This window comes from Spirillospora sp. NPDC049652 (assembly GCF_040675125.1).
Classification (GTDB): domain Bacteria; phylum Actinomycetota; class Actinomycetes; order Streptosporangiales; family Streptosporangiaceae; genus Spirillospora.
In genome coordinates this window covers 1-11,268 of record NZ_JBFAOF010000155.1, presented here as the reverse complement: position 1 = coordinate 11,268, position 11,268 = coordinate 1, and the positions used below count along the sequence as shown (strand labels likewise).

Sequence of the window (11,268 nt, the reverse complement as noted above, 5' to 3'; positions counted from 1 at the left end):
CGCGGCCGGCTCCGCCGCCACCGGGCCGGCGAGCGGAGTGCCCTCGTCCCGCGCCACCCCGTTGATGTGCACGGCCCCGTTCACGGCGGTGCCCGCATGGGCCGTCCCGTTCACTCCGGCCCCGGCATCGGCCGCGCCGCCCGCTGCGGCACCCGCCGGGACCGGGTCGACAGCCGGACCGGGCTCCGCGGACTTCCCGCCCGGTGGAGCCGGGACGTGGTCCGGACGTCCTTGAGGCACCGGAAGCGCCTCCTCGTCCGGCCCCTTGTCCTGCCGGGGCGCCTTCGGCCTCCCGTTGACCTGCTTCGGCACGGCCCTGTCCCGCTGCGGTCCGGGCGGGCCCTCAGGCGTCCCCGGCTGCCGTGGCACCGCCGAGCGCGGCACCGGCTGGGTCGACATCGGCTCGATCACCCGCGTCGGACGGCTGAGACGCACGTTCCGTCCCCCTTCCGGGAGCGGGTCCGGCTCGGTCGCCCGCGGCGTCTCCGGTGTCTCCGGCGAGTCGTCGGCGAAGTCGGGCTCGTCGGCCGCGCCCGGGTGCAGGGCCGAGCGCCGGGGCGCGCCGCGGATCGCGGCCGGGGCGTCCGCCTCGTCCCGCAGCGCGGCGGCCACCGGATCGAGCGAGTCGCTCGCGTACCGTGCGTAACACCAGGCAAGGGCGAAAGTGGACACGAACTGCAGCACCCCGAGCACCAAGGCGACGTTGATGTTGCCGGCGACGGGCCGCGCCATCAGGCCGCGCGCGAACGCCGAGAGCGCGACGTAGAGGAAGTACCAGCCGAGGAAGGACCCGGCGACCGCCAGCGCCAGCCGGGCGAACCTCCCTCTCAGCAGGCGGAACCTCTCGTCCCGTGCCATGACCGCGTAGCGCACGACCGGTCGCCTTCGGCCCCGGCCTGTCCCCCTGCGCTCCGGTGGTCCCGAGTCCCAGACCATCAGGCCCCTCCCCGACTCACCCATGACTCTATGTAGTGATGTGACTTCACTATGAGATCAAACAATCATGGTGCGCACGGGCCACTTGCCGAGAAATGCTTGGGATTAGTGCCAAACCACGGTCAAGAAACGGTCCCACTCGTCATGCCTGTCCCCTATTTCCCCAGAGGTCCCAAGTGGCGGCACAAACGGCTTCCGCATCCGGAAGCGACCCGTCTCCGCTGGGTAACGGCCCGGTCCGGCCACCCGAATGCCTGTCTGACGCAATTGCCCCGCGCTCCTCGACCACATCCGGTCACCGCCTGTCAAAAGCGGATCGACGGGTTCGGGGATTGGCCCGCTCGCGCACGACCCCGAGAGCGCGGCCGGACGGCTCCGGCCCCGGCGGCCGACCCGGATAGGCTGAGCGGATCAGCCCCCCAGTCCGGACCGTCCACCGCGCCGGAGCACCGGAGAAGGCAGGTCATCGTGGCAGGAGACGTCCCGCACCGGGTCTACGCACCGGAGCTCGTCTGCCCCCGGCGGACGATCGGACGCCGCTCCTTCGACTTCGACCGCCAGGTCGCGGTGATGGCGATCATCAACCGGACGCCGGACTCCTTCCACGACCAGGGCCGGACGTTCGCGCTGGACAAGGCCGTCGAGGCGGTCGAGAAGGCGCTGGACGAGGGCGCGGACTGGCTCGACATCGGCGGCGTCCCGTTCGCGCCCGGCCCGGAGGTCCCGCCGGGCGAGGAGATCGACCGGGTGCTGCCGGTGATCGAGGCGGCCCGGTCCCGCACCGACGCGGTGATCTCGGTCGAGACCTACCATCCGGAGGTCGCGCGCGCCGCGTTCGCGGCCGGCGCGGACGTGCTGAACAACGTCACCGGCCTGCACGACCCGCGGCTGGCCGACGTGGTCGCCGAGACCGGCGCGAGCCTGATCATCACGCACAGCCTCGCCGAGCCGCGCACCCGCTACCCGCGCCCGGTGTACGGGGACGTCGCGGCCGAGGTCACCGACTTCCTGCGCGACCGGGTCAAGCTCGCGCTGGAGCGCGGCGTCGCGCCGGACCGGATCATCATCGACCCGGGGCACGACCTGAACAAGAACACCCTGCACTCGCTGGAGCTGACCCGGCGGCTGCCGGAGATCGCGGACCTCGGCTACCCGCTGCTCGCGGCGATCTCCAACAAGGACTTCATCGGCGAGACGCTGGACCGGCCGCAGCGCGAGCGCGTCGAGGGCACGCTCGCGGTCACCGTCGCCTCGATCATGCTCGGCGCGCGGATCGTCCGGGTGCACGAGGTGCGGCAGGCCGTCGACGCGGTGCGGATGACCGAGGCCGTGCTCGGCTGGCGGGAGCCCGCCTACACCCGGCACAACGTCGAGTGATCACTCCACCGCGTACCGGGTGAACAGGTAGTCGCCGTCCGGGACGGCGTGCAGCAGCCGCAGCCGCAGCGGCTCGGCGAGGTCCGGGCCGTTCAGGACGCGGAAGGCGTCCCCGGCGATGACCATCGGGCTGAGCGTCAGGCACAGCTCGTGCAGCCATCCGGCCGCCGCGACCTGCGCGAGCAGCCTCGGCCCGCCCTCGCAGAGCATGCGTCCGAGGCCGCGCGCGGCCAGCTCGTCCAGCGCCGGGCCGATGTCGGCGAAGGTCTCGCCGGCGATCAGCACGTCCGCGCGCTCGCGGGCCCGCTCCAGCCGGTCGGCGGGGGCCGACCCGCAGGTGACGACGATCGTCCGGCCGTCCTCGAACACCGCGCCGTCGAAGTCCAGATCGAGGCTGCGGGAGACGACCGCGAGCGGCGGCGCGTCCTCGGGCCACCCGTCGTACTCGCGGACCGTCCCCGCGCCCATCACCACGACGTCGGCGAGGCTCCGCAGGCCCGCCATCAGCTCGTGGTCGCCGGGGTAGCCGATCGCTCCGGTGTCGCCCTTGTACTGGATCGCGCCGTCCAGCGTCGCGATCATGTTCGCGCGCAGCCAGGGCGTCCGGTCGGGGTAGGGGTACCGCTTCAGCAGCTCGTCGATGTCCACCCCCAGACTGTAGGCAGGATGGCCCGGATCAAACCTCCCGCCTCGTTCAGGGGCGTGTCGGCGCGGCGGATCCGGTGGTGGCGGCGGTGGCGGGCGAGGTGGCCGGGACGCGGCGCCTGGGCAGCGTGAGGGTCACCAGCGCGGCGACGACGGCGACCCCGCAGCCGAGCAGCATCGCGGTGCGGAAACCGTCCTCCGAGGGCAGGACGTGCCCGGCGACCGAGATCGTCATCTGCGACAGGATGACCCCGACCAGGGCCGCGCCGGTGGACGTGCCGAGTGACCGCATCAGCGTGTTGAAGCTGTTGGCCGCGCCCGTCTCGGACTGCGGGACGGCACCCATGATCAGCGCGGGCATCGCCCCGTACGCGAGCCCGACGCCGCCGTTGATGACGAGCGCGACGACCAGGACGCCCCAGGTCGAGCCGAGCAGCGCGAGCGAGACGCCGTAGCCGAGCGCGATCACCAGGCTGCCGGCGCACAGCGTGGTCTTCGGGCCGCGCGCCGCCGACAGCTTCGCGCCGAGTGGCGAGATCAGCATCATCATCAGCCCGGCGGGGGCCATCCACAGGCCGGCGGCGAACATGGACTGGCCGAGGCCGTAGCCGAGCGCCTTCGGCAGCTGGAGCAGCTGCATCAGCACGAGCGACTGGGCGTACATCGCGCAGCCGACCAGGATGGACGCGACGTTCGTCAGGAGCACCTGGCGGCGCGCGGTGGTCCGCAGGTCCACCATCGGGTCGCTGACGCGCAGCTCGAACACGCCCCACGCGAGCAGGACGACCACGGCGGCCGCGAACAGGCCGAGCGTGGTGCCGCTCGTCCAGCCCCAGTCCGCGCCCTTGGACACCGCGAGCAGCAGGCAGACCACGCCGATCCCGAGGCCGATCGCGCCGACGACGTCGAACCGTCCGGACCTGGCGCGGACGGGCGTCGCCGGGACGAGCATCCAGATCAGCCCGCCGATCACCGCGCTCAGCACGGCCGACGCCCAGAACAGCACCCGCCAGCTGGTGTTCTCGGCGACCGCCGCCGCGACCGGCAGGCCGAGCGCGCCGCCGATGCCCATGGACGAGCTGATCAGCGCGATCGCGCCGCCGAGCCGCTCGGGCGGCAGCACGTCGCGCAGCGCGCTGATGCCGAGCGGGATCAGCCCCATGCCGACGCCCTGGAGCCCGCGTCCGATGATCATCGGGACGACCGAGGACGCCAGCGCGCAGACCACGGAGCCCACGACCAGCGGGATCACGCTGACCAGCAGCAGCCGCCGCTTGCCGTACAGGTCGCCGAGCCGGCCGACGGCCGGGATCGCGACCGCGCCCGCCAGCAGCGTGGCGGTCACCGTCCAGGAGGCGTTGGACGCGCTGGTGTGCAGGATGTCGGGCAGCCGTCCGATCAGCGGTACCACGAGCGTCTGCATCAGGGCCGCGACGATGCCCGCCACGGCCAGCACGGCCACGATCCCGCCGGACCGCACGGCGGGCGGCTCCTGGGGGGCCGCCTGCGCGGCGGTGGACTCGGGTTCGCCCATCACGTTCTCCTGGGTGGTCGGGGGCCGGGGTGCATGTGCACGATACACATGATGTGTACGACGCACAAAGCGTGCGCCATGCACATCGCAGCGGGGCGCGCGGTCCCGTGTGGTAGGCATGAAGCCGGCAGGACCACCCGTGGAAGGACGCCGAGAACGCCATGCAGAAGCCGACGGACCTGGTCGAGTACGAGACCATGCTGCTCGGCCGGCACCGCCCGCTGCTCTCCTCCGGCCCCGAGTCGGAGATCGGCGGCCTGGAGCGCACCGCCTACATCGTGCTCAGCCGCGTCCGGATCGAGGGGCCGATGACGATCCGGCAGCTCAGCGAGGCGTTCGGGCTCGACCAGTCCACCCTGAACCGGCAGACGTCCGCGCTGGTCCGGGCCGGGCTGCTCGAACGGATCCCCGATCCGGAGGGCGGGATCGCGCGCAAGTTCCAGCTCACCGCCGAGGGCGGGCACCGGCTGGACGAGTGCCGCGAGGAGATCGTCCGCGGGCTCGACAAGGTCATGGCCGACTGGTCCGCCGAGGACGTCGCCGCCTTCGCGGCCTTCCTCCAGCGCTTCAACACCGACATCGAACGCCTGTCCGGCCGCCCCTGGCCCCGCCCGTAGGGCCGGGCCTGCGGCGGGCGAAGTTCTTACGAGGTTCATACGGCTCCCCCGCGTCCGGAGCGACCTGCGGCACCGCGCCCTACTTTCGGGTCATGAGAGTGCTGATCACGGGACCGGTGGGCTTCCTCGGTTCACACCTGGCCTACGCCCCGAAGGCGTCCGGCCACCACGCCGTCCCCTTCGGTGAGGCTCCCTCCTGCGCGGGCGTAGCGGCCTTCATCGGCCCGGCCATACTCCGAGCCACGAGACGGGTCTTCTCCGCGGCGGGCCTTTCGCGCGCTCAACGTAGAGGAGACGCGTGCGCCGGCTGCGACAAGCGCTGGCCCCGCCCGCACGTGCCAGTGGGCGAACTCGTCGATGGCACGGAGCTGTATGTGTGCGCCGATTGCGCGGAAGCCCTGCCGAAGGGCTGGGCGTCCACTCCGGAGGGTTCCACTGGAACGGTCCAAGGATCCGGGCCGCTTCGAGCCACGCCAGAGCGGCCCGCCTGCTACGGACGGTGAAGGAAATGGTCGGCACTGAGAGTGGGCGTGGAATCGGCCCCGGGACGAGTCAGGGCGTCCCCGATACTCGGGAACGCCCTGGTCATCGCGAGCCAGCGAGGGGACTTGAACCCCTAACCCTCGGTTTACAAGACCGATGCTCTGCCAATTGAGCCACGCTGGCGAGTACGTCCGCATCGTAGTCGAACGGACGGGTCGGCGCGTCCCCGCCGGGGCCGCCGAGGCCCGGCCGTCCGGACGCGCCATGGCGGTGTCCGGACGAGCGGGCCGGGGCCGGGACGGGCCGGGGCTTGGCTCTCGCGCGGGCGCGCGGGCCGCAGCGAAGGCCGTGGGTCAGTAGCGGGTGCCGACAGGCGGGGGGACCTCGGCGAGCTCGGCCAGGTCGGCGTCCGACAGGACCAGATCGGCCGCGCCGCAGTTCTCCTCCAGCCTGGTCAGCCGCTTGGTCCCGGGGATCGGCACGACGTGGGCGCCCTGGGCGAGCGTCCAGGCGATCGCGACCTGGCCGGGCGTCGCGCCGTGCCGGTCGGCGACCGCGCGCACCCGGTCGACGATCGCCAGGTTCGTCTTCAGCGCCTCGTCGGCGAAGCGCGGCAGGCGGGCCCGGAAGTCGTCCTCGCCGAAGTCCGCCGCCGACGTGTAGGCGCCGGTCAGGAAGCCGCGGCCGAGCGGGGAGTAGGGGACGAACCCGACGCCGTGCTCGGCCGTCCACGCGACGACCTCGTCGTCGCGCGTCCACAGCGACAGCTCGTTCTGGACGGCGGTCACCGGGTGGATCGCGTGCGCCGCCGCGATCTGCTCGGGCCTGACGTCCGAGATTCCGAGTTTCCGGACCAGGCCCTGCTCGACCAGTTCGGCGAGCGCGCCCCAGCTCTCCTCCAGCGGGACGTCCTCGTCCACGCGGTGCAGGTAGTAGAGGTCGATGCGGTCGGTGTCCAGGCGGCGCAGCGACGCGCGGACGGCGGCCCGGATGTGCTCCGGGCGGCCGTCCCGGTACATGGCGCGGTGGTCCTCGCCCGGCGGGATGCGCAGCCCCACCTTGGTGGCGAGGACGACCTCGTCCCGGCGGCCCTTCAGGGCCCGTCCGACCAGCTCCTCGTTGGTGAACGGGCCGTACACGTCAGAGGTGTCGATCAGCGTCGCGCCGAGGTCGACCGCCCGGTGCACCACCCGGACCGACTCGGCGTCGTCCCGCTCCCCCATGGTGTAGGCGTGGGTCATCCCCATGCAGCCGAGGCCGACGGCGCCGACCGACAACCCACCGATATCGCGCTTGTCCACAAATTCCTCCGGTTCCGTGCTTGGTACCGAAGGCGACGTTACTCAGGACGAGCGGCGGCGCGACACCTCGTAGAGCGCGACGCCGGCCGCGACGCCCGCGTTCAGCGACTCGGCCTGGCCCGGCATCGGGATCGTGACGAGCATGTCGCACGTCTCGGCGACCAGCCGGCCGAGGCCCTTGCCCTCCGAGCCCACGACCAGCACGAACGGGCCGTCCGCCAGTTCCAGGTCGCCGACCGGGGTGCTGCCGGCGGCGTCCAGCCCGGCCACGAAGCAGCCCGCCTTCTGGTACGCCTTCAGCTGCCGGGCGAGGTTGGTGGTCTGCGCGACCGGGAGGCTCGCGAGCGTCCCGGCGGAGGTCTTCCACGCGCCCGCCGTGACACCGGCGGCGCGCCGCTCCGGCACGACCACGCCGGACGCGCCGAACGCGGCGGCGCTGCGGACGATCGCGCCGAGGTTGCGCGGGTCGGTGATGCCGTCCAGCGCGACGATCAGGGGGCGGGCGCCGCGGAGCAGGTCGTCCGGGTGCGCGTAGCGGTACGGCTTGACCTGCAGCGCGATGCCCTGATGGACGGCCCCGTCGGCGAGCCGGTCGAGCTCGCCCCGCCCGGCCTCCAGCAGCGGGACGCCCCGGTCGGCGGCCATCTGGATCGCCTCGCGGATCCGGTCGTCCCGCGCGTCGCCCACGTACAGCGCCGACCCCGGCACCTTGGCGCGCAGCGCCTCGACCACCGGGTTGCGGCCGGTGACCAGCTCCGGAGTCTCCCCGGTCGCCCGCCGCGCCCCGGCCGGACGCCCGCTCGGGGTGCCGGCCTTGGCCGCGTCGGCCGCCGCCTTGCGGGCGGCGCGCGCCCCGCCCGGACCGAGCGTGTCGGTCCCGGTGCGGCGGGAGCTCTTGACGGCCCGCGCCTTCTGGCGCTTGCCGTGCCAGTGCCGGTCCTCGGCCTTGGGGGTGGGGCCCTTGCCCTTGCGCTTCGGCATGATCGTTTTACGCCCTTCGCGACGGTTGCGGCTCAGCGGTTGCACGCCCTCGTGGCGTCGGGCGGCTCAGATCTCGGACGCGCCCCTGAATTCACGCGCGCCCTCAAACCTCTGATTTTAGGTGCCGTCCGGACCTGCCCACGCCACCACCTCTCGCCGCGGCTCCCAGAGCCCGCGCGGGCGGCTCGGGGCGGGCGCTTCAGGAGCCGGGGCGTTCGCCGGGGTCGGCCAGGCGGGCGGCGAGGCGGGCCAGGCCGTCCTCGATCGCGGCGAGGCGGGCCTCGATCCGTGCGAGGCGCTCCTCGGCGGCCCCGGACCGTCCGCCGCGGACGGTGGTGAGCGGCACACTCCGCGGCGACCGTCCGCGCAGCGACCGCTCGATCTCGCGCTGGACGGTCTCCAGGTCGCCGGCGGCGTCCGCGATCACCCGGACGGCCAGGCCGCCGCCCTCGCGGATCATCCCGAGCAGCAGGTGGCCCGGGGCGATCACCTCGGAGCCGAGCCGGCCCGCCTCGCGCAGGCCGAGCTCCAGCACCTTCTTGGCGCGCGGCGTGAACGGCACGTGGTCGGCGGGCTCGCCCTCGCCCGCCGGGACGAGCTCGGCGACCTCGGCGCGCAGCCGGTCGAGATCGAGTCCGGCGCGCGCGAGCACCGCCCCCGCCCCGGGCGCGTCCCCGCGGACCAGGCCGAGCAGCAGGTGCTCGGTGCCGATCGCGGAGTGCCCGAGCGCGCGGGCCTCCTCCCGGGAGAGGACGATCACCTGCCGCGCGCCGTCGGAGAACCGTTCGAACAACGGGACCACCTCGCAGGAAATGCGACGGGACCCTTCCGAACCTACGCCGCGTCCCGCCCGCCCGAACATCCCCGGACGGACGGGACACGCCGCCGCGGTCAGGCGCGCCGCCGCGGCCGTCAGGCGCGCCGCGCGGTCAGGCGCGCCGCAGGTCCCAGCGGGGGCCGTGCGGGGTGTCCTCGACCAGGACGCCCGCCTCGGTGAGGCGGTCGCGGATGGCGTCGGCGGCGGCGTAGTCCTTGCGCTTGCGCGCCTCCTGCCGCTGCTCGAGGGCCACCTTGACCAGCGCGTCCACGATCGGGGACAGGTCGTCGCCGGTCGTGCCGCCCCACTCCGGCGACAGCGGGTCGAGGCCGAGCACGCCGGTCATGGCCCGGACCGCGGCCAGGTGCCGGCGGACGGCGTCCTTGTCCTCGGCGGCGAGCGCGCTGTTGCCCTCCCGGACGGTCTCGTGCACGACCGCGAGCGCCTGCGGGACACCCAGGTCGTCGTCCATGGCCTGGACGAACGCGTCCGGCAGCGCGCCCGGCTCGCCGGGACCGGCGACCTCGGCGGCGCGCTTCACGAACCCCTCGACGCGCTGGTAGGCGGCGACCGCCTCGGCGAGCGAGGAGTCGGTGTAGTCCATCAGCGACCGGTAGTGGGCGGACGCGAGGTAGTACCGCACCTCGACCGGACGCGCCCGGTCGAGCAGATCGGGCAGCAGCACGACGTTGCCGACCGACTTGCTCATCTTCTCGCCGTCCACGGTGAGCAGCCCGTTGTGCATCCAGTAGCGGGCGAAGCCGTCGCCCGCCCCCTTGGACTGGGCGATCTCGTTCTCGTGGTGCGGGAAGATCAGGTCGACGCCGCCGCCGTGGATGTCGAACGTCGGGCCGAGGTACATCGTCGCCATCGCCGAGCACTCCAGGTGCCAGCCCGGACGGCCCTCGCCCCACGGCGTCTCCCACGCGGGCTCGCCGGGCTTGGCGCCCTTCCAGAGCGCGAAGTCGCGCGGGTCGCGCTTGGCGTCCTCGTTCGGGGTGTCGCCGGCGGACCGCATGTTCTCCAAGCGCTGGTTGGACAGCTCGCCGTAGTGCTCGGCCCAGGAGTTCACGTCGAAGTACACGTCCCCCTCGGACGCGTACGCGTGCCCGTTGTCGATCAGCCGCCGGATCACCTTGATCATCTCCGGGACGTGCCCGGTGGCGCGCGGCTCGATCGTCGGCGGCAGGCAGCCGAGCAGGTCGTACCCGCGGCCGAAGATCCGCTGGTTGCCCTCGGCGACCGCGAACCACGGCACCCCGGTGTCCGCGGCGACGTTGATGATCTTGTCGTCGATGTCGGTGACGTTCCGGACGAAGGTCACCTCGTACCCCGACGCGCGCAGCCAGCGCAGCAGGACGTCGTAGATGACGCCCGAGCGCAGGTGCCCGATGTGCGGGGCGGCCTGCGGGGTCGCACCACACACGTACATCCCCACGCGGCCCTCGCGGAGCGGCTCGAACGTGCGGACGGTACGGGTGCTGGTGTCGTAAAGGCGCAGGCTCACGCCCCAAGGTTATTGGATCGTCCGGGACCCGGGAGGACTCAAACGGCCTTTCGTCCGCCCTCTCCGCCGATTCCCCCTCCCGGCCGCACGCGGCCCGAAGGCCGCGTACTCGCACCGGGGCGTTCGGGCACCGCGCCGGTCGGGCGCCAGACCGGACGGGGTGCCAGGCAGGACGGTCAGCGGGTGTGGACGTAGGAAGGCGTCACGCGGACGATCACGCGCTCCTCAGGGCCCTGCGGCCGCCACGGGCCGCCGGTGTACTTCTGCGACAGCTCCTCGATGAGCTCGGCCTCCGGGTCGTCCTCGATGGTGGCCGTGCCGCGGACCTCGGCGTAGCTGTACGGGTCGGCCATGTCGTACGTCGTCAGGTTGACGCGCGGGTCGCGGAGCAGGTTGGAGTGCTTGCGCAGCCCCTTGACCGTGGAGAACACGATCTCGTCCCCGTCCACCTTCGCCCAGACCGGGCTGGCCTGCGGCCCGCCGTCCGGGTTGAGCGTCGCGACCGTCACGAAGTTCGTCCCGTCGAACAGCTCGCGTGCCTTGTCGTTGAGCGCCTTCTCCGCCATGCCGTCCTCCAGAAGGTCGACTGTTCCGCGCATCCTCGCACGCACCCACCACCACCGCTCACGCGTCCGGACGGCCCCGCCGGGCCATTGGGTTACCCGAGCGAGTGTCAGTGGACGGGACGGTCCCGGGCCATGGCGAGGCGGGCGCAGAGCTCGACCAGCGCGACCGCGTTGGGGGTGTGCGCCGCGAGCGCGGTCAGCTCCCGGCCGCCATCGGCCACGTCCACCCGAACCAGTCCGTTCGCCATGGCCACGTCGCGGACGGCGGGCCACGGCACCTGCTGGCCGTCCTTGGCGATGCCGTCCGGGCCGACCTCGAACGCGCCGAGCCGGACCGTCCCGCCGCCGCGCACGACCGCCGCCAGGCGCGGGACGACCCGGGCCGTCACCTCCGCGACGACGACCTCGCCGAGCCGCCTGACCTCGGGCAGGCGGTCGTCGAGCGGCAGGTCCCGGCCGCCCTCGGCGGTGACGGTGAAGCGCCACCGCGTCCGTCCGCGCGGC

Annotated in this window: 11 protein-coding genes and 1 tRNA gene; 2 read left to right on the top strand and 10 right to left on the bottom strand. The window is 73.3% G+C overall.

What is annotated here, in order from left to right:
• Nucleotides 1–873, bottom strand: an 873-nt coding sequence (locus AB0J52_RS13490) for a DUF485 domain-containing protein (RefSeq protein WP_500181872.1), incomplete at its 3' end; no start/stop codon positions are given.
• 531 nt (nt 874–1,404) lie between these two features.
• Here AB0J52_RS13490 and folP point away from each other — a divergent pair.
• The gene (folP, locus tag AB0J52_RS13485) at nt 1,405–2,313 is read left to right on the top strand and encodes a dihydropteroate synthase (protein ID WP_500181871.1); all 909 of its coding nucleotides are present in this window, start codon (nt 1,405–1,407) and stop codon (nt 2,311–2,313) included.
• Here folP and AB0J52_RS13480 read toward each other — a convergent pair whose 3' ends face one another.
• On the bottom strand, nt 2,314–2,961 hold the full coding sequence (locus AB0J52_RS13480) for a dihydrofolate reductase family protein (RefSeq protein WP_500181870.1): 648 nt from the start codon (nt 2,959–2,961) through the stop codon (nt 2,314–2,316).
• A gap of 46 nt (nt 2,962–3,007) precedes the next feature.
• Nucleotides 3,008–4,492: an MFS transporter gene (locus tag AB0J52_RS13475; protein ID WP_500181869.1), complete on the bottom strand. Its 1,485-nt coding sequence runs from the start codon at nt 4,490–4,492 to the stop codon at nt 3,008–3,010.
• A 161-nt stretch (nt 4,493–4,653) separates the two neighbouring features.
• On the opposite strand from AB0J52_RS13475, the gene AB0J52_RS13470 reads away from it, so the two are divergent.
• The gene (locus AB0J52_RS13470; protein ID WP_500181868.1) at nt 4,654–5,109 is read left to right on the top strand and encodes a MarR family winged helix-turn-helix transcriptional regulator; all 456 of its coding nucleotides are present in this window, start codon (nt 4,654–4,656) and stop codon (nt 5,107–5,109) included.
• Between the two features lie 593 nt (nt 5,110–5,702).
• On the opposite strand, the gene AB0J52_RS13465 is transcribed toward AB0J52_RS13470, so the two are convergent.
• The 7 genes from AB0J52_RS13465 to AB0J52_RS13435 form a co-directional block, all read right to left on the bottom strand.
• Nucleotides 5,703–5,775: transfer RNA gene (locus AB0J52_RS13465), tRNA-Thr, on the bottom strand.
• Nucleotides 5,776–5,945: 170 nt separating this feature from the next.
• Nucleotides 5,946–6,893: an aldo/keto reductase gene (locus AB0J52_RS13460; protein ID WP_500181867.1), complete on the bottom strand. Its 948-nt coding sequence runs from the start codon at nt 6,891–6,893 to the stop codon at nt 5,946–5,948.
• Between the two features lie 42 nt (nt 6,894–6,935).
• Nucleotides 6,936–7,874, bottom strand: coding sequence for a 23S rRNA (guanosine(2251)-2'-O)-methyltransferase RlmB (rlmB, locus tag AB0J52_RS13455; protein WP_500181866.1), 939 nt, complete (start codon nt 7,872–7,874; stop codon nt 6,936–6,938).
• 199 nt (nt 7,875–8,073) lie between these two features.
• Complete coding sequence (locus tag AB0J52_RS13450) at nt 8,074–8,667, bottom strand: Clp protease N-terminal domain-containing protein (protein WP_500181865.1); 594 nt, start codon at nt 8,665–8,667, stop codon at nt 8,074–8,076.
• Nucleotides 8,668–8,803: 136 nt separating this feature from the next.
• Nucleotides 8,804–10,198 (bottom strand): cysteine--tRNA ligase, encoded by a 1,395-nt coding sequence (gene cysS / locus AB0J52_RS13445; protein ID WP_500181864.1) that lies wholly within the window; start codon nt 10,196–10,198, stop codon nt 8,804–8,806.
• A gap of 176 nt (nt 10,199–10,374) precedes the next feature.
• Nucleotides 10,375–10,797, bottom strand: a complete 423-nt coding sequence (locus AB0J52_RS13440; RefSeq protein ID WP_500181863.1) for a PPOX class F420-dependent oxidoreductase — start codon at nt 10,795–10,797, stop codon at nt 10,375–10,377.
• A 74-nt stretch (nt 10,798–10,871) separates the two neighbouring features.
• Nucleotides 10,872–11,268: DUF6585 family protein (locus AB0J52_RS13435; protein ID WP_500181862.1), on the bottom strand; the 397-nt coding region annotated here is incomplete at its 5' end.

Excerpts from the sequence above, each read along its gene's own strand:
- AB0J52_RS13470 (WP_500181868.1), top strand. The coding sequence starts at position 4,654 with ATGCAGAAGCCGACGGACCTGGTCGAGTACGAGACCATGCTGCTCGGC.
- rlmB (WP_500181866.1), bottom strand. The coding sequence starts at position 7,874 with ATGCCGAAGCGCAAGGGCAAGGGCCCCACCCCCAAGGCCGAGGACCGG.
- AB0J52_RS13475 (WP_500181869.1), bottom strand. The coding sequence starts at position 4,492 with ATGGGCGAACCCGAGTCCACCGCCGCGCAGGCGGCCCCCCAGGAGCCG.
- AB0J52_RS13440 (WP_500181863.1), bottom strand. The coding sequence starts at position 10,797 with ATGCGCGGAACAGTCGACCTTCTGGAGGACGGCATGGCGGAGAAGGCG.